Here is a 24,901-nt window from a genome sequence, read left to right as displayed (position 1 = left end):
ATCAAGCGCGGCGGGCGATTCCTGTACGCGGTCGTCGAGGCCGACGTGCCGAAGGTGACGATCACGATCCGCAAGTCCTACGGTGGCGCCTACGCGGTCATGGGATCCAAGCAGCTGACCGCTGACCTCAACTTCGCCTGGCCCACCGCGCGCATCGCGGTGATCGGCGCCGACGGCGCCGCACAGTTGCTGATGAAGCGATTCCCAGACCCGACCACGCCCGAGGCGCAGGCCATCAAGCGGGACTTCATCGAGGGCTACAACCTCAACATGGCCACTCCGTGGATCGCCGCGGAGCGCGGCTTCATCGACGCGGTCATCCAGCCGCACGAGACCCGGCTGCTGCTGCGTCGGTCGCTGCACTTGTTGCGGGACAAGCAGTTACACTCGCGAGTCCTCCGCAAGCACGGACTGCTCCCGATCTAGACCGGTGTCACATTTTCAGATGTGTAGAACTCGGCCGGGTCCTGTGAAAATTGGCTCGGCCGCATAATGAACATCCAAACGCCGCCTGGGTGTTTCCCGCCACGGCGATCGGGTATTGACCTGCCATGACAGCCGCCGACACCGCTCGCGACTCCAGGCCCGCAGTGGAGATCTGGCCAGGCAAGGCCTACCCGCTGGGCGCGACCTATGACGGTGCCGGCACCAACTTCGCGGTCTTCAGCGAGGTGGCCGAGCGGGTCGAGTTGTGCCTCTTCGACGCCGACGGAACTGAAACCCAGATCACATTGCCCGAGATCGACTCGTTCGTCTGGCACGCGTTCATCCCGGGCATCGAGCCCGGTCAACGCTACGGCTACCGAGTCCACGGCCCTTACGATCCCGCCGCCGGGCTGCGCTGCAACTCGAACAAGCTGCTGCTCGATCCATATTCGAAGGCCATCGACGGCAACTTCGACTGGAACCAGTCGCTGTTCAGCTACAACTTCGGCGAACCCGACAGCCGCAACGACGAAGATTCGGCTGCCAGCATGCCCAAGTCGGTGGTCATCAATCCCTTCTTCGACTGGGCAAACGACCGCCCACCGGACCATCAGTACGCGGACACCGTCATCTACGAGGCGCACGTCAAAGGCCTGACCCAGAGCCACCCGGACATCCCCGAACACCTGCGCGGCACCTACGCCGCCGTCGCGTACCCGGTGATCATCGAGCACCTCAAAAGCATCGGCGTCAACGCGATCGAACTGATGCCGGTGCATCACTTCGCCAACGACTCCACCCTGATCGACAAGGGCCTGTCCAACTACTGGGGCTACAACACCATCGGATTCCTCGCGCCCGACGCGAAGTACTCCAGCGCCACCACTCCGGGCGGCCAGGTGCAGGAATTCAAGGCGATGGTGCGCGAATTACACGAAGCCGATATCGAAGTCATTCTCGACGTGGTCTACAACCACACCGCCGAGGGCAACCACCTGGGCCCAACGTTGTCGATGCGCGGAATCGACAACGCCGCCTACTACCGGCTGGTCGACGACGATAAGCGTTACTACATGGACTACACCGGCACCGGCAACAGCCTCAACGTCGGACATCCGCACGCGCTGCAGCTGATCATGGACTCATTGCGCTACTGGGTGACCGAGATGCACGTCGACGGCTTTCGGTTCGACCTCGCCTCCACTCTGGCCCGAGAGTTCTACGACGTGGACCGGCTGGCAGCGTTTTTCGAACTCGTGCAACAAGATCCGATAGTCAGCCAGGTGAAGCTGATCGCCGAACCGTGGGACGTCGGGCCGGGCGGCTACCAGGTGGGCAACTTCCCACCGCAATGGACCGAGTGGAACGGCAAATACCGCGACACCGTTCGCGACTTCTGGCGTGGTGAACCCGCCACCCTCGACGAATTCGCCTACCGGCTAACCGGATCGGCCGACCTGTACGAGGTCACCGGTCGTCGGCCGGTCGCCTCTATCAATTTCGTCACCGCCCACGACGGGTTCACATTGCGAGACCTGGTGTCTTACAACGAGAAACACAACGAGGCGAACGGCGAGGACAACAACGACGGGGAAAGCCACAACCGGTCCTGGAACTGCGGCGTGGAGGGCCCAACCGACGACCCCGAGGTCGACGAACTGCGCGCCCGCCAGCAACGCAACTTCATCGCCACGCTGTTGCTGTCACAGGGTGTACCGATGATCTGCCACGGCGACGAGCTTGGCCGAAGCCAGGGCGGCAACAACAACGGCTTTTGTCAGGACAACGAAATCACCTGGATCGACTGGGATCAGGCTGACGGAACTCTGCTCGATTTCACTCGGGTGGTGTCGGCGTTGCGCCGCAATCACCCGGTGTTCCGCAGGCGGCGGTTCTTCAGCGGCCGCCCGGTCCGCCAGCGGTCCTCCCAACCGTTGCCGGACATCGGCTGGTTTCAGCCCGACGGGTCACTGATGGACGACGCGGACTGGGACAGCGGCTTCGGCAAGTCGATCGCGGTGTACCTCAACGGCCAAGGCATCCCGGACCTCGACAATCGCGGGCAGCGGGTCACCGACGACTCGTTCATGTTGTTCTTCAACGCGCACTACGAGCCGATCGAATTCACCATGCCGCCATCCGAATTCGGCGCCAGCTGGGAGCCGGTCGTCGACACTTCGGACCCGGTCCGCATCGTCGGCGCCAAACCAATCGACGCCGCTGAGCCAGTCACCCTGGACGGGCGTTCTGTCCTGGTGCTGCGCGCCGTCCCCTTGAAAAACCCAGCCGAGCCGTAAAAAGAACTGGGCGGCGAGGAAAACCTCACCGCCCAGCCTGTTTCGCGCCTATTCTGCCGACTTCTGACGCGCCTCGGCAGCCTGCTCGGCGGCTCTTGCGGCCGCTGCCTCGGCCTCTTTTTTGGCCACATTGCGCGCGGCCTCAGCCTTTTCTTGCTGCGCCCGGCCCTCTTGGCGCAGACCGTCGCGGTTGGTGACGATCCCGATGATTTCCTTGGCTTTACCCTTGACGTCCTCGATGACGCCTTTGATGGCCTCTTCTGGTCCGCTGCTGCCCACAAGCTTCCTTTCGTTGGGGATGGATCAAGCAGTCATACCCGGGAGCCCGAGACTTCGAACGTCACGTGCGTTGAACAAGTCGCGCTCCGGGTGTGACGATGGTCACGATGGATGACGCTGCGCGTCCCGCATCGTCGCCGAGCTGGGGTTTGATTGCCCGGCTCCTCATCGGGACGCTGCGCGTCCCGCATCGTCGCCGAGCTAGGGCTTGATCCGGGTCTGGCCCGGCGACCACCATCCGCTGCGGGTCGCGGTGCTTAGGTCGAGTTGCGCGGGATGGGCGTCGGCGACGGTGTCGAACTCGCGCAGCGATCCCCAGTCCCGGCCCCAGTCGCGGGACAGATAGGTGGACATGACGTGGGCCCGCAACAACAGGTCGGTGATGCCCAGCAGGCCGCCGTTGACCCCGTCCTCCCAGGTGTCGGTGTCCTGCTTCTTGGCGTTGTAGTCCGGTGTGATGCGGAACTTCGGGATCTCGGTGACGCCGTTGGCGTGCAGCATCGGGTGCTGGCACGGGAACGCCAGCCCGACCGCCCAGTCCATCAGCACCGGCTGCGACGACCCGACGTACTCCTGCAGGGAACGCAGTTCCGGCACCCGCGGTGGGGTCACCGCGATCCAGTCGTCCGGTGTCAGGGAGAGATCTTCGGCCACCACCCGGACCGCAGTCGCGTTCGCGGGCATCTTGTCTCGGGCGAAGCGCAGATTGCGCCACGCCTTCGGCTGTTCCCCGTTCAGGTCGTAGGGCACCATCCGCCCGGCCGGCACTATGTCACCGCCCGGGCCGGGCCTGCCATATTCCAGCACCACGGTCTGCCCGCCGGTGTGCCCGTGCAGCACGCTGTTGCCGGCGATCTTGCCCGCGGCGGTCACCACCAGGAGGGGATGCCCGTCGTCGGGTTTGGGCAGCTGGTACCACGCCGAGGTGAGTCTGCTCTGCTGTTGGGCGCCGGTGGTGTAGCTGCCGGCCAGCGGAACCTGGTCGGGGTTGAGGCCGTAGGGCAACGGCACCAGGGATCCGTTGATGCCTGGCGCCTTCAGCTTGGTCGGCGCGCGCCAGTCGTACGCGTACCAGTCGTAGTCGGTGCCGGGCTGCGGCACCGACGTTTCCTGAACAGCCTCGGCCACGGTATGGTCCGGCACGCCGTTGGGCGTGAACCCTACTGGGTCGGCGCCGCCCAGCGGACCCAACGGGCCGTAATTGCCGGGCAGCGGCGCCATGAAGCCGGCGTTGCTGTCCGGCTCGACGAGCACGTCGTCGGCCAGTGCGCAGCCCCCGGCGAATTCGCGCAGGTTGGCCCAGCCATTGGAATAGGTAGGGTACTGGCGGACGATTCCGGCGACCATCGATGCGATGAACACCACCGCCATGAATCCGGCCGCGATCGGCACCGGCGCTGCCGTCACCGCCCGCGCCAGCCGGCCCTCGCCGTGATCCGGCGACGCGAAGTGCAACCAGATCGCCCAGAGTGCCGCGATCACGAACAGGATGAAAAAGATTGTGCTGATGGTGATTCCGGCGAGCTTCGGCATGGCGTTGTTGAACGGCACGCCATAACTGGAGACGTACCACCAGCCGTTGGTGGTGGCGAAACAGAGTGCCAACACGAACAACACCGCCGCCACGAAAGCCATGCGGTTGCGTGACCAACGCAGCACCTGATGCGACACGAGCACCGTGGTCAGCGCGGCGATCGCCGCGCCCACCGCCGCGAACAGCCCGAAGTGGTGCACCCACTTCGTCGGCGTGAACATCAGGAAGAACATGGTGCCGAATATGACGCCCATCAGCCGCCACGCCGGGCCGCGGGCCACACCGGGAATTCGCTTGCGCCGCAACATGATGAACACGGCGGTGAACAGGCATAGCAGGGTGATAAGGAAGCCGAAGCGACGCGACAGTGAACCGTCGACGGTGGGCAGGATGAGGTAGTAGTAGCGCAGGTTCTCGGTGTACCAGGCCTGGCTCGGCCCGATCGCGGTGCGAATCCTGGTGGCTTCCAACACCGTTGACAGGGTCTGGTCAGCGAACACCACGGTGAGGATGACGAAGCCGGCTGCCAGCATCGGGGCCACCAGCGGCCATGTGCCGACCACACGATGGCGGTGCACCAAAATTCGCACGATCGGACGGCCACCCGCGACCAGCGCGGCCACCGCGATCAGGCCGGTGGGCTGCACACCGAGGGTGAACGCGGCGGTCACCACTGCCAGCGCCGCCGGCGTCACCCGGGAGGCGCACATCGACCGCTCGATCAGCACCCAGGTGATCAGTGAACCGAGCGCGATGATCGGCTCCGGGCGCAGACCGTTGTTGAACGGCATCCACGCGGTCAGCAGCACCATGCCCGCCGCCCAGTTCGCGGCCTTGCTGGATGTCACCGACGGCCCTAGCCGGGGCAACACCTCACGCGACAGCAGCAGCCAGCAGACCAGCCCGGCGACCAGGTCAGGCAGTCGCATCCACAGGCTGCCGTCGCTGACGTGGGTCATCAGCGCCAGCAGGTTGTAGTACCAGCCGAACGGGTCCTCGGGGCTGCCGAACCAGCGGAAGTAGTTGGACATGTAGCCGGCGTGGCCGGCGACCCGGGCCATGCCGAGGATGTAGCCGTCGTCGGAGGAATTCGCGCCGATCAGGTGCCACAGCAGGAAACCGAATATCACTGTGGCGTCGATCAGGGTGAACTTCCGCCAGCGCTTCGGGATCAACCGGTGCATACGGCGGCCATCGAGCTGGTCGAGGCGCCACAGCGCGACCAGTGCGACGATGGTGGCCACGATCGCCAGCACCATCGCAACGAGTTTCAGTGTCGTCGGGGTGGTGGAGAACCGGGTGTCGATGGTCGCCGACAGCCGCAGTCCGGGCGGCGCGGGACCGGTCAGATCGGTGAACACACCGACGATTTGGGGGCGCAGGTTGGGGTCGGGGAAGCCACCGCTCACCGGCTTTCCCGCCGAATCTGTCAACCCGACAAAGGTGGCGAAGGTGCCGGCGCGCGTGGAGGTGATGTCGATGTGCTGGCACTGCGCGGACATCGCCTGATCCCGCGGCACGCTGGCGATGACCACGTTGCGGTCGGTGACGTCGACGCGCTGGCGGTTGGCAACGACGAACAACGCGTTGAGCGCGGCATCCTTGCCCTTCTTGGGTGCGGTACTCAGCACGACCCCACCGTCGCGCGGCAGGCCACTCACCGAAGAGCACGGCACGGTAGCCGTCAAGTCCACCGGAGACAGCGAAATAAGCGGTGCCGTAATGCTATTCAGCTGTCCGCTCTGTGGCCAGTTGAGCATCGCAGTCGTCTGCACGACGGGCAGCAGCGGTGTCGCGACCGATAGGACGAAGCCGATCAGCCCGGCGATCGTCGCGACCCAGCGCGTCACCCGCACATCGCGATGGGTGTCGGGCTCCGAGGTGGCCGCTTGCCGTTCGTGGTTGATGACGCTCATGGCAGGGCCCTGATCGGTCCTTGCCGGCTCCAGCCGCGCACTGTGGTCACGCCCTGTTCGACGACGGCATCCGGTGCCTGATCGGCGGGCACCAACGCGTAATACTGTTCGACCGATCCCCAGTCGCGGTACCAGTCGCCGCGCAGGTACGTCGAGATCGTCGAGGTGACCAGCATCGCCTGAGTGAACAGGAACGGACCGCCGTCCTCACCGGCCTCCCACCCGTTCGACGACGCCGCCGTCTGTTTGTGATCGGGCAGGATGCGGTACTGCGGAAGTTCGGCAACGCCAAGGTGTTCGGAGAACGGCCGCTGACAGGGAAGGTTGGCGGCGGTCGCGATGTCCATCAGCACCGGTGTGCGCGATCCGATCAATTGCTGCAGAGTCTGCAGCACCGGAACGCGCGGCGGCGTGAACGCGAACCACTGCTCGGAGCTCAGATTCGGGTCATAAGCGACGATGCGTGCCACGTTAGCCTCCGGGGGCGCCCAGGCTAGCGGGAAGCGCAGATTGCGCCACGCCGGCCACGGCCCGATGTCGATCGGCTGCACCTCCGCGAGCGGCTGGGTGGTGCCGTCGGGGCGAGCGACACCCCACTGCAATTTCAGCGACTGCCCGTAGGTGAAAGTGCCGTCCTCGTTATACGACCAGATCGCGCCCGCGGCGGAAACCACCACCAGTGGCCGGTCGCCGGTGCGTGGCGGCAGCTGGTACCACGCCGAGGTCGCCGTGGCGGCCAGCGAATTTTCGCCGTAACTGCCCATCACCGGGGTGCGGGCCGGATCGAGTCCGAACGGTAGGGCCGCGTGCGACCCGTTCACCCCGCCCGGGCCTTTCCCGCCGGCCGTTCCCGCGGAGTCACTCATGGTGGCGTTGGGCTTGTTGGGTGACCCGGTGGAATTCACCACCCCCGGTTTGGTCACCACCGGGTTGGACCTCAGGTCGTCGCCCACCCCTTCGGATTTGAAGCCGACGGGTTTGATTCCCCCGAGCGGGCCGTCGGGCCCGAAGGTTTGTCCCGGAGCCGGTTGCAGCATGCCGGCGTTGGGATCGGGCTCGGTCAGCACGTCATCGGCCATGGCGCAACTGGTCGGGGAAAGACCTGAGCTAAGCGCGGCCAGGTTGGCTTTGGCGGTGGTGTAGAGGGGGTAACGGAAAACCGCACCCTTGGCCAGCGAACCGACTTCGCCCAGGATCATGATCACCGCGACCACCAGCAGCGGTGTGGACGCCAGCACGCGGTTGCGCCGGTTGTCCTTGACCTCGGTGTGGCCGGCGTAGTCCATCCGGAAGTGGTACCAGGCGGCCAGCAGCCCGGTGAGGATCGACAACGTCAGGAACATTGACGTCACCGGACGGCTGGCGATGACGGGCGGGATGTCATACCACGGCACCCCGTAGTTGTTCACGTAGAACCAGCCGTTGACCCCCGAGGTGGCCACCGCCAGCACGAACAACAACGCGGTGATATACAGCGTCAGGTTGCGGCGACTGTGCAGGCCGATCCGGGCGAAGATGAACCCGGTGACCGCGCCCAGGCCGCCGGCCAGCCCGGCGAACGCACCAAACTGGATGGCCCACTTCGTGGGCGTGAACGTCAGCAGCAGCAGGCCAATCGCGGTGGTTCCGATCAGCCGCCACGCGGGGCCGCTGGCCAGCCCCGGCACGCGACCGCGCCGGAGCAGCACCACCAACAGTCCGAAGAGGCACAGCAGCAGCACCAGCACGGCGAATCGCCGCGTCATCGACCCGTCGGCGTTGGACTCCACCGTGAGGAAGTAGTACCGGAGGAAGTCTTGGTACCACGCGATCGTCGGACCGACTTTGTACTTGATGCGGGCAGACTCGGCGACCGTGGCCAGCGTCTGGCTGCGGAACACCACCACGGTGATCAGCGACAGCGACGCCGCCAGGACCGCCAGAGGCGCCAGCAGACCATCGGCTTCCCGGCGCCGCACGATCGCTTGGGCGATCGCCCGCGCGCCGGTGAGCAGCGCGGCGATAGCGATCAACCCCTGGGGCGCCAAGGTCACCGTCAACATCGCCACCACGATCGCCAGTGCCGCCGGCACTAATCGCCGGGTGGCGATCGCAGTCTCCATCAGGACCCAGGTGACCACCACACCCAAAGCGATCATGGGTTCGGGCCGCAGGCTGTTGTTGAAGGGCAGCCAGGCGGCCAAGAACACCGCGCCGGCGGTCCACACCGCGACCCGGTTGGCGGCCAGTCCGCCCACGCCTGGGCCCAGCCGACGCAATATGTAGCGGCTGATGACGAACCAGCAGCTGATCCCGGCCAACGTGGCCGGTATCCGCATCCATATACCGGCGGTGCTCACCGACGCCAATTTGGACAGCACCCCGAGGTACCAGTCGAACGGTGCTTCCGTCGTCCCGAAATACCTGTAGTAATTGGCCACGTACCCGGCCTTCGGCGCCACCCGGGCGATGGTCAGGTTGTAGCCGTCATCCGATGAGGTGGCGCCGATGAGATGCCAGAGCAGCAGCGTCGCGACCACACCCGCATCGGCGAGCCAGGTGGCGAGCCCAGGCCGTCGCCAGCGTCGCCAGTTGCGGGGGATCCGCCGGCCGGATTGCCGGTCCAGCACGGCGAGCGCGACGATCGCAGTCACCACCGCGAGCCCACCCAGGGCCATTACGGCTTTCTTCAGCGTGGTGGCGGTGACGATGAAGCGCGTGTCGACGTCGATACGCGCCGATAATCCCGGCTGCGCAGACACCTTCAAGTCGGTGAAAATGCCGCCAACCGCAGGCTTCTTCTCCGGCGCGAGCGTTCCCGCGGCACCAGGTATGCCGACGAAGTCCGCGCCCGCCGCGCCGGCGTCCGCCCAGATGTGCAGCACGCTGCAGGCACCACCGTTGACCGCGGCGCGGGCCGCCACCGCGGCCACCGAGTCGCGGAACGCAACGACGACCGCGTCCTTATTGGCCCGGACGAACAACCCGCTTTTGCCGGTCTGGAACCCGTTGACCGGCAGCGTCGAGAGCACCAGCCCACCGTCGGCGGGCAGGGTGGCGATCGCCGCGCAGGGAATGGACACGTCCAGGGACCGAGGCGCCCCGGACACCAGTGGCGCGGTGATATCGGTCACGTGCCCGTCGCCGTTGAGGCCCTGCGGCCACAGGATTGTGGCTGTGGTCTGCTTCACCGGAAGCAGTGGAACCAGCGCGCACAGCAGCGCTCCGGCGATTCCCGCAACGACGGCGATCCAGCGCGCGAGCTGACGCGTCGATCGCTCGTTTTCGTCAGGGGGCACGAGGGACGATGGTAAGCGACCGCGTTCGTCCGGCGACGATGCAGCCCGCGTGGCGGGCTGAGGAGGAGCTGGACAATCGGCTCCGTCGGCGACGATGCAGCCCGCGTGGCGGCTTGGAGAACAGCCGGATACGCGATTTTTAACTTCGCCGATGAGACAAATCTCAACGGCCCGGCGCAATCCGGTGACGGTGCAGGTCCGCCCGCCAAACGCGCCGGATAGGTCGGGCTCGGAGGCCTGACGCACCTTTCAGGGGGTTCGACTCCTCCGCTCAAACATGGTTTAGTGGGCCAGCGGTGGCGCATTTAACGGATACGAAACAAATCACCACCGGCCACTGGCGTGAGTTGTGGAGCACCCGGTATTTGCGGACGTCAGCTGTGGTCGCCGGGGGCGTGGTGCTTTATTCCACCAACGAGTTCCTGACGATCAGCATGCTGCCCAGCACGATCAATGAGATCGGCGGCGAGCGGCTCTATTCCTGGGTGACCACCTTGTACCTCGTCGGGTCGGTGGTCGCCGCGGCGACGGTAAATTCGCTGCTACATCGTGTCGGCTCATGCGTGTCCTATCTTCTGGGTTTCGCGGTGTTGGGTGTGGGCAGCCTGGTCTGCGCGGCTGCGCCGAACATGGAGGTCTTGCTGGCCGGCCGCTTCTTGCAGGGGCTGGCAGGCGGTCTGCTGTGCGGCCTCAGCTTTGCGGTGATCAACGCCGTGTTGCCGCGCTCCTTGTGGAGCCGCGCCTCGGCGATGGCGTCGGCGACGTGGGGCGTCGGAGCGCTGCTCGGGCCTGCACTGGGAGGCTTCTTCGCACAGTTCGGCGCGTGGCGGTGGGCCTTCGGCGGGCTGGCCATGCTCAGCGTGGCGATGTCCGTGCTGGCACCTGGTGTGCTGTCGGTGGACGAGTGCGAGCAGGACAGCGACCGCGAACCGGCACGGATTCCGGTGCCGTCGATAGTTCTGTTGGGAGCTGCGGCCCTGGTGGTCAGCGTGGCGTCTTTGCCGCGTAACTTCGTTGCGACGGCCGGTCTGTTGGTCGTTGGCGCCGTGCTGGTGGGAATGTTTCTGGTCGTTGACCGGCGGATGCCTACGGCGGTGCTACCCGCCAGCGTCTTCGGATTCGGCCCGTTGAAGTGGGTCTATTTGACCCTGGGGCTGCTGGTCGCCGCTACCAAGGTGGACCTGTATGTCCCATTGTTCGGTCAGCGGTTGGCCCATTTGGGGCCGATGATGGCTGGGTTGTTGGGCGGGGCCTTATCGATCGGTTGGACGATCAGCGGACTGGGCAGTGGCTCACTGAACAGAGCGCGGACGATCGTGGGCGTGGTGATAGCGGCACCACTGGTAATGGCGATCGGCCTGGCGATGGCCGGTGTAAGCCATGTCCAAGGCGCACCGGTCGGCATCGTCATCTTGTGCGGGACGGCGTTGCTGGCCGTCGGGATCGGCATCGGCGCCGCCTATCCGCATTTGTCGGCGTGGGCGATGACCGACATCGACGACCCCGCTGAGGGCGGCGCGGCCGCTACCGCGATCAACTCGGTGCAGTTGATTTTCGGCGCGTTCGGAGCAGGGCTGGCCGGTGTCGTGGTGAACGTCTCCGACGGCGGAGGTGTGGGGGCTGCTCGCTCGGCGTTTAGCGTCTTCGCCCTGCTGGCACTCACTGCAACGGTCACCGCCTTTCGCGCCGGGCGACGGCAGGTCGCGTTTTAGGTGCGGTTACTGCCGTAATGGCGCGGGACTCCACAGGCCGCTGCGTGTTGCCAAACCGAGGTCGAGGCGGGCCGGCTGGGCGTTTGCGTAGTACGGCGTCAACTGCTGCAGCGCACCCCAGTCGCGGGACCAGTCGTCTTTCAGATAGGTCGAGATGGTGTTCGCACGGACCAGTAATTCGGTGACGCCCAGTGGGCCGCCTCCGTTGTTATCCATCACCGGTGAGTTGGCCTCGGCGCCGAACCGATCGGGCAGAATCCGCCACTTGGGCACCTCAATCACACCGTTTTGATGCCCGAATGGCCGCTGGCAGGGGAAGGCCAGTCCGACCAGCCAGTCCAGCAGCACCGGGTCGGTCGACCCGACGACGTCCTGCAGTGTGCGCAGTCTCGGGATCCGCGGCGGAGTGACCGCGATCCAATGCTGCGGTGCCAGGTCGTCATCGGTGGCGACCAATCGCACCTGGGTGGCGGTCGACGGCACCGCAGATAGCGGGGCCCGCAGGTTGCGCCACGCGGGCGCGGCTCCGACGTCGGCGAATCCCATTGAACCGCCGGGCTTATTGGCGGCGGCTTGTTCGTCGGTGGCCCATTGGATTGCCACTTCGCCGTAGTCGAACCGGCCCGCCGCCGACACCACTAGCAGTGGACCGGCCTGGTCACGCGGTGGCAGCCGGTACCAGGCCGACCGTAGCAGGGCCGGTACCTGCACCCCGGATCGCCAACTACCGAACACCGGCGTACGCGCCGGGTCGAGGTTGTAGGGCAACCGCGCGCGCGACCCATTGATGCCGGGCGCGGGCGTGGTTCCGCCCTCGGTGCCGGCCTCGCTGCTGGTGACCATTCCGTCGTCGCTGACGAAGCTGCGGTCGCCCGGGCGCTCCATCACCGGGTCGGCCGATACGTCGGCGGGGATCCCGTTCGGATCGAAGCCGTCGGCAAAACCGGAGTCCAGCGCGTCCTTCACAGGCACCCCGATCGGAGCCAGCATCCCGGCGTTGGGCTCCTGCTCGACGAGGACGTCACTGGCAAGTCCACAGGTCTTGCCGGTCAACGCTTGAAGATTGGAGCGGCCGACCGACCACGCCGGGTATTGGTCGGTCATCCCGAGCGTGAGCGATAAGACCTCGAAGAAGACCAACGCCCACGCGGCAATCCCCAACGGGGACTGGGTGATTCGGGCGAGCCGCGATTCGCTGGGCGGCCCGGCATCGTCGCCGTTGTTGACGAAGTGGAACCAGGCGGCCAGCAGCAGTACCAGTACCGTCAATCCGAGCAGCCCGGTGGTGAACCCAAAGTGCCACTCCGGGAACGCATTTGACCATGGAACACCGAAGTTGGAGACGTACCACCAGCCGTTGACGCTGGCGAACGACAGCGCCACCACGAACAACACGACGGCGGCGAACATCGTGCGGTTGCGTCGCGAGCGCATCGCGGCGGCGGTCACCGCCACCGCGGCCAACGCCCCCAGCGGACCGGCCAGCCCGGCGAACACCCCGAAGTGGTGCGTCCACTTGGTGGGCGTGAACATCATCGCGATGAACGAGATGATCGTGATGCCGACGATGCGACGGCTGGGTCCCGCGGCGGTGCCCGGAATTCGCCCCTTACGCAACGACATTGCCACCGACACCGCGAGTGCGAGCAGCAGCGCCAGCAGGGCGAAGCGACGGGCGACCGACCCGTCGGGGCTGGCCATGAACAGCCGCTCGTAGCGCAGGTGCTCGTCGAACCAGCTCAGGCTGGGTCCAACCGCGGACTTCAGCAGGTTGGCCTGGACCTCACCGGCGAAGGTCTGGTCCCGGAAGATCAGTATCACGGTGACCGTCGCCGCAGCGAGGATGGGCGCGAGCAGTGGCAGCAGACCGAAGCGTCTGGTACGGCGGTGCAAGATTGTCCGCAGCGGGCCGACCGCCACCAGCAGCGCGCCGATCGATGCGATACCGGTCGGCCCGGAGAACAGCGTCAGCGCGCCGATGATGCAGGCAACCGCCACCGGCAGCAGCCGGCTGGTCGCCACGGCACGCTCGACCGAACACCAGGTCAGCAGGATGCCCAAGGCGATGATCGGCTCCGGCCGCAGACCGTTGTTCAGCGGCAGCCAGAACGCCAGGAACAGACCCGCCGCCGTCCATGCCGCCGCCCTGCTGGTCTTGACCGCATGGCCGAGCCGCGGGATGACTTCCCGGCTGATCACCCACCAACAGGCCAGGGCCATCAGCAGGGTGGGCAACCGCATCCAGATGCTGGCGGTGGTGACGTGAGCCCACAGCGCCAGCAGGTCGTAGTACCAGCCGAACGGTGCCTCGGGGGTGCCGAACCATCGGTAGTAGTTGGCCATGTATCCGGCATGCTCGGACACCCGGGCCATGGTCAGGATGTAGCCGTCGTCGGAGGTGTTGGCCCCGACGAAGTGCCACCACACCAGCACCATCGTGACCAGCACGTCCAGCCCGCTGATCGACCACCAGCGCGGCGGTAGGAAGCGGCGGTGTCGGGTGCCGTCGGAGGTATCCAGGATGTGCAGCGCGATGAGCGCGGCGATGGTGGACGCCACCCCGAGGAGCATCGCGGCCATCTTCAGCGGGGCGGGCGAGCTGCTGTAGCGGGTGTCGACGGTGGCGGAGAAAGTCAGGCCCGGCGGAGCCGGCCCACTCAGATCGGTGAAGACTCCGACGATCTGCGGGCGAAAGTCGTATCCGCTGCGCTCGCCACGCAGCGGAGCGCCGGGATGCTCGGCATTGGGGCCCTGTTTCAGCCCGACGAATTCGCCGGTGACCCTGTCGGCGTGCGCGGTCAAGACCAACTTCTGACAGGCGCCGCTGAGCACCTGACTCAGCGGCGCGACAACCACCGGGGTATTGCGCACCACGACCACCAGGTCGTCGTTGGGGGCGCGCTCGATCAGCAAACCGCGGTCCACGGCCTTGGGTGCCTGTTTGGGCACCGTGGACAGCAGCACCGTCTTGCCGGTGTTGCCGGCCCCGGCCAGTCCGGCGGCGGCCTGGCACGGAATGCTGATGGTGAGGTCGGTGGCCACGTAGCCGATCAGTGGCGCTTCAACGCTTCCGAGCACACCGTTTTGCGGCCAGTTCAGTTGGGCGGTGGTCTGTTTGACCGGCAGCAGCGGCGTCGCGATCGCCAGCAGGGCCCCGAGCAGGCCGGCGACGACGGCCACGACCCGGGCGACCCGGTAGTTTGCTCCCGCGTCGGTCGCTGCGCGCCGCTCCTCCGCATCGCTTCGTCCCCCTCGCCGCTGCGCGGCTGGGGGTACGCCCACTGCATCGTCGACGGCACGGCCCACGGAGGTAGATGGTAATTGCCCGACATCCGGCGTTTCTGTCGCCATTAGAGCCGCTGCCCAGGCTTGCGGATGGCCAACACGAACGGGCCGACGGTGGTGACGGTGAACCGTGGATCGGCGAACAACGCGGCCTCGAGGTCCACGGTGTAACGGCGGACGTTGGGCTGGTTGGGGTAGACGTCTTCGGCCAACCGCAGGGTGTAGCTGCTGGTCGCTCCCGCCGAGCCGCCGTGGCGCATCAAGAACACCGTCGGCGCCGCCCAGGGCAGCGTGTCCAGCGCGTGGATGAACTCATCGGGGGCTTTGAGCTTCGACCAGCTCCTAATCGCAGCAGCCCGCTTGTCGAACTGCGCGAGCGGGTTGGCGTAGTGCGACGTCAGCCCCTGAAACCCCCAGTAGGGGTAGTAGGACAAGAAGCTGTAGTCGGCCGTCAGCACCACGGTCTCGTCTCGGGACTTTCCCGTCGCCTTCGTGATCGCGGCATCGATCGACGGGTAGAACTTCTCGGAGCCGGGCGGACGGCGATCACCGCGCTGGCCGTGGCCGTCGGTGTCGGTGTAGGCGATGGTGAGGTCCGGCCGCAGCACGTCGGGGATGTCCTGACTGAACGCGATCGCCCCGGCCAGCCCTATCGCCGCCGCGAGCGGCAGCACGCTGCGGCCCCAGGTACGGTCTCGGCTCCCTTCCTGCGCCAGTGCGGCCGCTCTGAGGGTGACTTCGATGAAGCCGAAGACGCCGGCGGTGGCCAGCAACACCGTGAGCGTCGGCTGCAGCCGAAACGACAGCAGCGTGATGCGCGCCAGCGTGGCGAGCATCGACAGCAGTGACCACAGGTACACGGCGACCACGCCGATCGCCAGGCCGGCCGCGCGCACCGACGAACGGAACCGCACCACCAGCCACAGCGTCCCGAGCATGCACAGCGCGCCGAGCAAGGTGAACTTCAGCATCGGAAACGTCAACTCGGCGCCGTCGGCCGGCAGGTAGTGATAGGCGCTCCCAGTGTTGGAGACCGGATCACGGGTGGCCCGCAACAAATACGGCAGCCACGTGATCGCCGCGATGAGCGCCGCGATGACGGCGATGACAGCCAGCCGGCCCAGCGGATCCAGCGCAGCCCGGATTCCCTGACGCCAGCGGGAGGCCATCAGGATCAGGGCCATCAGCACCACGGTGAAGGCGCTGTAGGCCAGCAGCAGGGTGTAGAAGGTCGCCGCGAAGCCCAGGAATATCCCGGCCCCGACCACTGCGGCCCACCCACCACGGGCGAGTGTGCGGCCAGCCGCACGTTCGACCTCGAGTGTGCGGCCAGTCGCACGCTCGCGAGCCCGCAGACCAGACCACGTCAGGATCAGCACCGGTGGCAGCAGCACGGTGATCATCGCGGAGTACGGCTCCGGCGAGCTGTAGGCCAGCGTCACCGCGGCGGTCGCCGTCGCGACCATCAGCGCATACTCACAACGAATCATCCGCGACCACAACACCAGCGAAACCGCGACCGCGATCGTGATCGAGGTGATCGCCCACGGCTTGTACATCTCCCAGCCCGCAGTGCCGGTCAACGCCGCGATGCGTCCGCCGAGCCAGAACCAGCCCGGCGGATAAAACGGCGGCAACCCGATGTAGGTCATGTCGTGAAGGGCGGCGCTGTCGGTGAGCCGGGTCAGATATTCGGTGCGGAACTGCTGGTCGACGGAGATACCGAACAGATAGAGCTTGGTGGCGCCCAGTGGCATCGCCAGCGTCACCACCGAGAACGCGGAGACGAACACGAGGCCGGCCAGCTGAGCGAGCCAGCGTAACCGAAGACCACGCCGCCATAGCCACCCGGCGGCCAGCAGTCCGACGATGCAGCCGACCTGGCCGACCGTGGTCAGCGCGTGCAGCTGATTCGACGACGGGTAGGCGGGCCATTCGACCCGTGCGATGGCGATCAGGGAGATCACCGACACCATTGCGGCAATCGCCGTCGCCAATGCCATGTGGCCGACGGTGGCCAGCGCCTTCCGCATCTAGATGGGCAACTTACGGAAGATGGGCCGCGGGATGTGCCGCAGCACCATCATCACGTAGCGGAAAGCGCCTGGCGCCCAGACGAGTTCCTTGCCCTTGGCCGACGCGGTCACCGCCAGGTTCGCGACGTATTCCTTGTCGACGGTCAGCGGCGCTTCCTTGATGTGCGCGCTCATCCGGGTCCGCACCTGACCGGGCCGGATGACCAAGACGCGGACGCCGAACTCCTTCAAGGCTTCACCAAGGCCGAGGTAGAAGCCGTCCAGGCCGGCCTTGGTGGAGCCGTAGACGAAGTTGGACCGCCGGACCCGCTCACCGGCGGCCGAGCTCATCGCGATGATCTGGCCGAAGCCCTGTGCGCGCATCTTCTCACCGACTAGCACGCCCACGGAAACGGCTGCGGTGTAGTTGATTTCGGCGATCTGAACCGCCTTGCGCTGGTTCTGCCACAGTTCCTCGGCGTCGCCGAGCAACCCGAACGCCACGATGGCGACGTCGACGTCCCCGCCGGCGAAGGCGGCGTCGATCATTTTCGGGTGGCTGTCGGTGTCGGTGGCCTCGAAGTCGATCAGTTCCACCGACCGTGCGCCCGCGGCCTTCATCTGCGCGACGGCGGCGTCGCGGCCGGGGTCGTCGGGCATGGCGGCCAACAGAATCCGTGCGTGCGCGTTCTGCAGGTAGCGCTCGCAGATCGCCAGCCCGATCTCGGAGGTGCCGCCGAGCAGCAGGATGGCCTGGGGGTTACCCACGGCGTCGAGCACCATTTACAACAGCTCCAAACGTCGGGCCATGTCCGAGACGAAGACGCCGGTGGGATCAACCTTGCGGCGCAACGCGATCCATTCGTCGATGCGCGGGTACATGGCGTGGAAAGTGTCCGCGGTGGTGCGGTTGTCTTTGCCGGTGTAGAGGCGGCCGCCGAACTCGAGCACTCTGCGGTCGAGCTCATTGAGGAATTCGTTGAGTCCTGGCTTGATCTGGAAGTCGACGCAGACGTTCCAGCCCGGGATCGGAAAGCTCAGCGGCGCTTGGTTACCCGGCCCGAACAGTTTGAACACGTTGAGCCACGAGTAGTGCCCCGAGCGCTGGATGTCGTACATGATGCCCTTGAATTCCTCGACCGCCTCGGTGGGCACCACGAACTGGTACTGGCCGAAACCGGCTGAGCCGTAAGCCCGGTTCCACTCGGCGACCATATCCAGCGGGTGGTAGAACTGCGTCAGATTCTGCGCCTTGCCGCGGTAGGTGCCGGACTTGTGGTACCAGAGTTCGGTCAGCGTGCCAAAGATCGGCTTGTTTGCCAGGCCGTTGGGAAAGATATCTGGCATCGTAAAGTATTGCGGGGCATCGAATTTGAGTGGCTTCTTTTGTAGCTTTTTGGGCAATTGATCCACGGTTGCCAGCGACCCACGAGAAATCACGGCGCGGCCCAACTTCGGCGGCGCGCTGATCGCGTCGAACCAGGCCGACGAGTAGGTGTAGTTCGCTTCGCTGCCGTCGCTGTGGAACGCGATGGTCTCGTCCAGGGTGTGGGTGACGTCGCCGTCGGCGATGAAATACGCCGTCTCAGTCGGGGTCATCTCGACAGTGGCGCGGACGACGATCCCGGTCAGGCCGTTACCGCCGACGGTGGCCCAGAATAACTCGGCCTCCTCGCCGTCCGGGGTGAGGTGACGGATCTGCCCGTCAGCCGTCAGCAGCTCCATCGACCGGACGTGGTTGCCGAAGCTGCCCGCGCTGTGGTGGTTCTTGCCGTGGATGTCGGAGGCGATCGCCCCACCGATGGTGACCTGCCGGGTGCCGGGCAGCACCGGCACCCACAGTCCGAACGGCAACGCGGCCCGCATCAGCTGATCGAGATTGACCCCCGCGTCGAGGTCGGCCACGTGAGTGTCGGCGTCGATCGAATGGATACGGTTCAGGGCCGTCATGTCGATGACCAGCCCGCCCCCGTTTTGCGCGTTGTCACCGTATGAGCGACCCAGCCCGCGGGCGATGACACCACGGCCGCCGGAGTCGGCTGCCAAGGCAACCGCCTTGGCGATCACCTCGGGGTCGGGTGTCGAGAGCACCTGCGCCACCGACGGCGCGGTGCGGCTCCAGCCGGTCAGCCGCTCCGTGGTCGTGGGAAGGCCAGAAAACTTAGAAAACATCGTCAAAGAGGGTACCGCCTTCAGAGGACTGTTCAGCGCAGCCGGAAGATCACCGAGCGCTGCACGATGAAGTTGATCACCGTGGCAGTGCCCTGCGCGATCACGAAAGCGGCGGGCACCCGCCACGGGTCATTCGCGAATTGAAGGTAGAAGAGGTAGTTGATACCGACCTGCACGCAGTAGGTCAGTGCGTACAGCACGCACACGGCGACGAATCGCGCCCTGCTCGGCGGTGCCTGGAACGTCCACCGCCGGTTGATCAGGTAGGCGGTTGTCGTGCCGGCGATAAAGCTCAGCGATTTGGCGACATTGACCTGCAAGCCCAGCCGCAGCAGCGCCACGTAGAGGCCGAAGTCAACAACCGCTGACAAACCGCCGGTGACGATGAATCGCCACGCCTGTGTCTTTAGCGGCAGGGGCGTGTTCGCCGCGATTTCGGCCATCGGCCGAAAGTCTACGGGCGGACCAGGGGGACTAAGACGGGTATTTCACGTCCAGCAGCTCGACCTGGTTTTCGCCTTGGGGCGTGGTGTAGGTGATGGTGTCGCCAGCTTGCCGCCCGGCAAGCGCGAGCCCCAACGGGCTACCCGCCGTCAACGCCTCGTCTTCGCCGCCGGCAGGAGCCTCCTCTATGACGGAGATCACCTGCATCTTGACGACCGAACCGTCGGAAAACCGCAGCGTCACCTTGGTGCCGAAGGGCAGCGTGTCGCTGTCGTTCGACGGCGATGGTCCGGTGCGCAGCAGCCGGTCGAGCTCGATGATCCGCTCGTCGAGGCTGGCCAATTCGTCGGCGCGTTGGATGGCATCGGCGGCGTCGGCGTGATCGCTCACTGCGCCGCGGTCGCCCCGAACCTCGGCCTCCAAGCGATCGCGACGTTCCCGTATCCGGCCCAACTCGGCGGCGACGCGCTCGCGTGCCTCATCGGCAAGCCCAGAGGGCTCGACTTCTTCGCTCACCTGCGTCGACCTTTCGGGGCGCAACCGCGAGTGCGCGGAGCGCTCAGTTTGTCTGGTTGCTATTCGTCATTATTCATACGCCGCAAATCCGATTTGTGGTTTCGTTAGGCCACTATGGTGCCGCGCGGGCCAACGATAAGCGGCACAGAATCGTTCCTGGCACGTTCGTTCTCCTTCTGTTGCAAATGATTTCTGTGCGGGCTGCATTCCGGCAGCACGCTACTCCTACTGACGGATAGAACCTCCAACGCCGGTGGCCTCTCGGCTGCCGACATCCAGCACGGTGATGTCGGTCGCTGCGTTCAGGGTCTTGCCCTCGAAGAACCCGCGCCCGCTGATGGTGCACAGCGCCGCAAGCGGGATGCCGATCAGCAGCAGCCCGATACCCATGATGAACACGCCACCGACCGGACCGATGTGCGTCTGGCCGTAATCAGGTGAATACATGTCGAAGGCGCTCTTGATGAACGCCCAGGTCATCGCGACCGCGCCGACAAACGGAAGGGCACCCCTCAGCCAGAAGTGGCGAGCCGAGCGCAGCAATGTGTGCCGGTAGGTCCACACACACGCGTAAGCGGTCGTCGCATAGTAGAAGGCGATGACCAGTCCGAGTGATGAAACCATATCCGGTACCGAATTCTGGCTCAACAGCGTCATCACGACGTAGATCGAGAACCCGCCCACGCCGATCACGACGGTACCGAACCATGGTGTCTGGTACTGGTGGGACACCCGCGCGAACCGCTGCGGCAAGGCCCGGTATACCGCCATGGCCAGCGTGGTTCGCGCTGTCGGCGCCAGAGAGCTCACCACCGCCGCTAACGACGACGAACTGATCGCCAGCAGCAGCGCCACAGCCAGGCCGCTGCCGACGACCGGGTTTGCGAGAATGCTGAGCATGTCGTTGGCGTTGGCCGGATTGTTCAGACCGATTCCGTTTTTACCGAAGCCCGCGAAGGCCTGAATCGCAAAACTCACCAGCACGTATGTGCCGAGAATGAAGATGGTGGCCAACACCGCGGCCTTGCCCGGGTTCTTGCGCGGGCTTTTAGTCTCCTCCGATACCGACAGGCCGGTGTCCCACCCCCAGTACGCGAACACGCAGAGGATGCTGCCGCTCGCAATCGCGGAGGCCGAGAGTCCCGCCGGGGACAGCCAATCCCACTGTGGCATAACTGCCTGGGAACCCGCGTGATGTGTGTATACCTTCACCAGGGCAACACAACTGACCAGCATCAGCATCGCGAGCTGCAGGGTCAGCAACACAGCCTGGGTCCGCTCTGTGGCGTCAATTCCCCGCAGACACAACACCATCAAGACCACCACGGCAACACCGCCCACGGTGATCTGGATTGGTAGAGATTGCGAGACGTTGTCGACGTGGAGCCTACCGAGCTGCAGCTTATTGAGGTGCAGTGCATCGAGCAGGTACATAGCTGCTAGTTGCGCACTGTTGCCGATCGCTACCATCGAGGCGATCACCAGTGCCCAGCCGGCCACCCAGCCCACCCAGGGACCGAACGCGCGGGTAACCCAGGTGAAGGTGGAGCCGCAGTCCGGCGTCTCGTTGGCCAGTTCTCGAAACGCGAACGCAATGAGCATCATCGGAACGAACCCGACAATCAACAACGCCGGCGCCTTGGTGCCCGCCACTGCCACGATGGCCGCCAGCGTCGCGGCCAGACTATAGGCAGGGGCGACCGCCGAAACGGCGATGACGACATTTCCGGCCAGGCTGATGGTCCCCGACCGCAGCCCCTTGTAGGTGACTGGTAAGCCGGCCCTTCGCACCGTCACGATGTACTGTCCAGGACTTTCGGCTTGATAATGTCGACACCGTCAAGGGATTTGGCGAGCTTGATGAACACCTCGTCTTCATCTGGATGAGCTATGTCATAGATTGACTGATAGATCTCGCTCATTGCCTGCAGGAACTCGGGTTTGGTAATCGTCGGCCTTTCGTACACCCGCCCGAATGGCTTGTACAGCAGGTGAAGTGGATCGGTGCGGGGCTCGATGCTCCTCCCGGGGAGCGCCGGTTGCATGTGCTGGACGTCGAGTTCAGCGAAGCCAACCTTCGACAAAATGTCGCGCTCGGTCTCTCCGGCACATTCGATATACCAACCGCGGGCCTCCGTTCCGTCCCGCACCATCCGCTCCTCAGCGCGCGCGATGATGTGGCGAAGCTTGCCCGCACCGCGCAGGGAATCAGCGAAGCCGATGTAACCGCCGAAGCCGGCGCTGGGCATTGTCAAGAAGGACGCCATCCCCCCGCACTCCTGCACCGATTCCAGGCGGATGGTCCACAGGTGGAAGCGATAGCCAGGCCGGTAGGCTAGGCCCTCTGGCTGGAATGCCTTGCGGAACTCGTTGCTGGCGATTGCTATGTCGCGGTCTTGGAAAACTCGCTCGTATACATCGATGGCCTGATCCAATTCCGGATCCTCACCTGTGATCACCTCATTGATACGCAGATGGGTGTCCTTCTGCCAACCCAGATAGTCCCCGAAACTCACCAACTCAACTGCGCCCGCAGCCTCGAGGAACTCACGCATTCTGTTGAACACGTCGTTCTTCTCCGGCTCTTGAATGCGCATGGCCCACTGCAGATACTCGCGCAGCAGAATTTGCACATCGGCCGATGCGACTTGGCTGCCCTTGAACCGATGGGAACAGATCCTGCCAATCATGGAGAGATTGCTGACCGGTTTCTTGTCGCTGGAAAGGGCCGGCTGCAAGTAGGGGAAGTCGAGCAACCGATAGCCCATGCTGTGCCATATTCTCGCCAGAGCGAAGTAGTCCATGCCGCTCGTCCGCCCCGGTGTGACATAGGGGTCGTCCATCTCCGCAACGATCCAGTCAAGGGGACGGTTGCGGCTCTTGTCCGCGTCGAGGTGCAGTAGGCGTTCGGTCTCTTCCAGCAGGCGACGACCCAGCCCTTGGCCGCGATGCTCCGGTTGGATGACGAAATACTCGATTACTCCCGCGTTGGGTTCGTCGAGGTAATCCGAGATTGAGCCGCCGATGGGCTTGTCGCCGTCGAGTAGCACAAGAACGTGGTAATTGTTCTTTTTGTACCAGCCGGTGTCTTTGAGGCGAAGGTAATTTTGGATCACTTCGAAGGACTCGCGTTCGTTCGGGTTGGGAAACTCGGGGACGAAGCAGTCCTCGTAGAAGGTCCGCAGCAAATCGATATCGGTCTTGCGGGCGAAGCGCAACTCGTGGAAAGTCGGCTGCTCCTCCCTGAGCTCGCTGTAGTACGCATTAACTATGCCCGGCAGCGCACACGCTGAGTAGTCGCCGTCTTTGAACGGCTCTTCCGGGTTGTATTCCAATATCAGCCGCTGCAGCGCCGCCCCATCCTCGCATGCCGCGTCGGCTTCCTTGGCGAAGGTGATCATCTTTTTGCGAATGGTCATTTCAGTGGGCATCGAATACAACATCTCGTAGCCGCAGGCCGTTTCGTCTATGGCACAGACAAAACGCAGAGTGAGATTGGGTTCCCCTTGAAGCAAGTGCAAGCATCCTTCGAAGACGCCGCGAGCGAGTGCGCTTGAATGGAAATCGTAAGCCTGCCTGTCGGCGATGTTTCCGTGGACGAAAAACGGGATCAGGTCTCGCCATTTGTTTTCCGGGTAGAGCGGCTCACCAGTCTCCGCATCGCACATTACAAAAATTACCCATAGATAAGCCGAATAGTACTGGGCGAATACTTGCTCCTCTGTGCCACCGGTGGGGCGGATGCCATGTGCCTCGCCAATGATGTCGAGGACGATTCGATTGTCTTGCCAGATGGCATGCTGTGCTGGGCAGAATCCGGTATCGCCAAGCGCCGGGCCCCACTTCAGCGTGCCGGTAACCCGAGCCCGCAGAGCGAATCCGTCGAGGTCGAGACCGTTCTGTCTGGCCAGCGTGCGGACGACTTCCGGTGAGGAACTACGTAGCGTGAGGGAATTATTCTCATCGCCGTAGCCATATTGGAGCGCGACCTCCCCGCGCCACTCCGGGCAGGTACACACGGGTATGCTCGGGCCCCACAGCAGCCAGCAATCAAAGATAAATGCTTGCATTTTGCGTGGTTGGCGGTATCTGTATGGGTCATTCGGACGAATGATCGACCGACCATATCCCTCGACGATGGGTTGCCAGTCGTCCTCGTAACGGGCGAGTACGCCCGTCAACAAGTGCAGCGGTGTGACAAAGCCCGACCTGATCGTCACTTTGGACAGGAAGACCGGCTGTTGATTCGGGCGTAGCAACTGGTTATTCAAAGCGTTGAAATAGCGGGCAATATCGTCGTCCTCGATGAGCGGCGTGCATGTTTCAATATCAATCGTCCAGTCATCTTCTTCTTCATGCACAAGCGCACCCAGCGCCGCGTCTACATGGTCTTTCCATGCCTGCTTCTCGCTCTGCCATTCTTTCTTGGCGGCGCGATAATCCTCTTTGCTCCGGTAGTTCAGCCGAAGCGGATGGTCGGGAAGCGGGTTCACCAGTTCGATTTCGATCCGCAGCCGCGCCGCTTTGTGCAGCGAGAGGACCTGCAAACCGCGCACCAGCAGGCCCAACAACGTAAGCATGGCTTGCCAGCTGAGATTCGCGCGGCCGTGCCGCGGTAGACTGCGTGCCAGGAGAAGCCAGCTTGGCACAAATTGTCCGGTGAGAAACAGTGTAATCGCGAGCAACGATAAGGCGAGCGTAAGTAGTCCGCCGAGCTCGATCGCATCATTCAGCTCCGACGACATATGACAAACCTTCCATCGCGTCCCAGAACCAGGTGTTCTGATGTTCGTGTTGTCCGGTGATTGGCCGTCAGGGCCAGCTTCTCGGCGTTGGCAAGTCTGGCCGCGTGAACGATCTCGTCTTCGGAGGCGCACGGGTGGCCAGAGGCGATGCCGTCGCGCGCTATTCCCCGGAAGAGCACCGTATGCACGATCTGCGCCCTGAGGGAGATGCCGTTTCCTCTGCTGGCTGGCTCAACGCCCCGAAGGTCGCGACCCCGGTGATGAGGTATGGATGAACGGATG

Annotated in this window: 14 protein-coding genes; 3 read left to right on the top strand and 11 right to left on the bottom strand. The window is 64.7% G+C overall.

Annotated features, from left to right (window positions below):
- Together VNW74_RS08415 and glgX are read left to right on the top strand one after the other, a co-directional pair.
- The coding region (locus VNW74_RS08415; RefSeq protein WP_325676148.1) for a carboxyl transferase domain-containing protein at positions 1-426 on the top strand (426 nt) is incomplete at its 5' end.
- A gap of 125 nt (positions 427-551) precedes the next feature.
- Entirely contained in the window at positions 552-2,723 is a 2,172-nt protein-coding gene (gene glgX, locus VNW74_RS08410; RefSeq protein WP_325676147.1) for a glycogen debranching protein GlgX, read from the top strand.
- A gap of 48 nt (positions 2,724-2,771) precedes the next feature.
- On the opposite strand, the gene VNW74_RS08405 is transcribed toward glgX, so the two are convergent.
- The 3 genes from VNW74_RS08405 to VNW74_RS08395 form a co-directional block, all read right to left on the bottom strand.
- On the bottom strand, positions 2,772-3,002 hold the full coding sequence (locus VNW74_RS08405; protein ID WP_325676146.1) for a CsbD family protein: 231 nt from the start codon (positions 3,000-3,002) through the stop codon (positions 2,772-2,774).
- 201 nt (positions 3,003-3,203) lie between these two features.
- Positions 3,204-6,452, bottom strand: coding sequence for an arabinosyltransferase domain-containing protein (locus VNW74_RS08400; RefSeq protein WP_325676145.1), 3,249 nt, complete (start codon positions 6,450-6,452; stop codon positions 3,204-3,206).
- Positions 6,449-9,730, bottom strand: coding sequence for an arabinosyltransferase domain-containing protein (locus tag VNW74_RS08395; protein WP_325676144.1), 3,282 nt, complete (start codon positions 9,728-9,730; stop codon positions 6,449-6,451). Before VNW74_RS08395 ends, VNW74_RS08400 begins: the two co-directional genes overlap by 4 nt.
- A 296-nt stretch (positions 9,731-10,026) precedes the next feature.
- On the opposite strand from VNW74_RS08395, the gene VNW74_RS08390 reads away from it, so the two are divergent.
- Positions 10,027-11,442, top strand: a complete 1,416-nt coding sequence (locus tag VNW74_RS08390) for an MFS transporter (RefSeq protein ID WP_325676143.1) — start codon at positions 10,027-10,029, stop codon at positions 11,440-11,442.
- A gap of 6 nt (positions 11,443-11,448) precedes the next feature.
- On the opposite strand, the gene VNW74_RS08385 is transcribed toward VNW74_RS08390, so the two are convergent.
- The 8 genes from VNW74_RS08385 to VNW74_RS08350 form a co-directional block, all read right to left on the bottom strand.
- Positions 11,449-14,793 (bottom strand): arabinosyltransferase domain-containing protein, encoded by a 3,345-nt coding sequence (locus VNW74_RS08385; protein WP_414686628.1) that lies wholly within the window; start codon positions 14,791-14,793, stop codon positions 11,449-11,451.
- Positions 14,793-16,760, bottom strand: coding sequence for a galactan 5-O-arabinofuranosyltransferase (locus VNW74_RS08380; protein ID WP_325676141.1), 1,968 nt, complete (start codon positions 16,758-16,760; stop codon positions 14,793-14,795). The genes VNW74_RS08385 and VNW74_RS08380 overlap by 1 nt, the downstream gene beginning before the upstream one ends.
- Positions 16,761-17,525, bottom strand: a complete 765-nt coding sequence (locus VNW74_RS08375) for a decaprenylphospho-beta-D-erythro-pentofuranosid-2-ulose 2-reductase (RefSeq protein WP_325676140.1) — start codon at positions 17,523-17,525, stop codon at positions 16,761-16,763.
- Positions 17,526-18,914: an FAD-binding oxidoreductase gene (locus tag VNW74_RS08370; protein ID WP_325676139.1), complete on the bottom strand. Its 1,389-nt coding sequence runs from the start codon at positions 18,912-18,914 to the stop codon at positions 17,526-17,528.
- A 32-nt stretch (positions 18,915-18,946) separates the two neighbouring features.
- The gene (locus VNW74_RS08365) at positions 18,947-19,357 is read right to left on the bottom strand and encodes a GtrA family protein (RefSeq protein ID WP_325676138.1); all 411 of its coding nucleotides are present in this window, start codon (positions 19,355-19,357) and stop codon (positions 18,947-18,949) included.
- A 31-nt stretch (positions 19,358-19,388) separates the two neighbouring features.
- On the bottom strand, positions 19,389-19,874 hold the full coding sequence (locus VNW74_RS08360; protein ID WP_325676137.1) for a GreA/GreB family elongation factor: 486 nt from the start codon (positions 19,872-19,874) through the stop codon (positions 19,389-19,391).
- Between the two features lie 225 nt (positions 19,875-20,099).
- On the bottom strand, positions 20,100-21,671 hold the full coding sequence (locus VNW74_RS08355; RefSeq protein ID WP_325676136.1) for an APC family permease: 1,572 nt from the start codon (positions 21,669-21,671) through the stop codon (positions 20,100-20,102).
- Positions 21,668-24,619 carry a GNAT family N-acetyltransferase gene (locus VNW74_RS08350; RefSeq protein WP_325676135.1) on the bottom strand — a complete coding sequence of 984 codons (2,952 nt, stop codon included), beginning with the start codon at positions 24,617-24,619 and terminating at the stop codon, positions 21,668-21,670. Before VNW74_RS08350 ends, VNW74_RS08355 begins: the two co-directional genes overlap by 4 nt.
- Positions 24,620-24,901: the final 282 nt, after the last annotated feature.

The organism is Mycobacterium sp., assembly GCF_035570115.1.
Classification (GTDB): domain Bacteria; phylum Actinomycetota; class Actinomycetes; order Mycobacteriales; family Mycobacteriaceae; genus Mycobacterium.
Note: the sequence above shows the minus strand (reverse complement) of the source record. Positions and strands in the feature narration are given on the sequence as shown.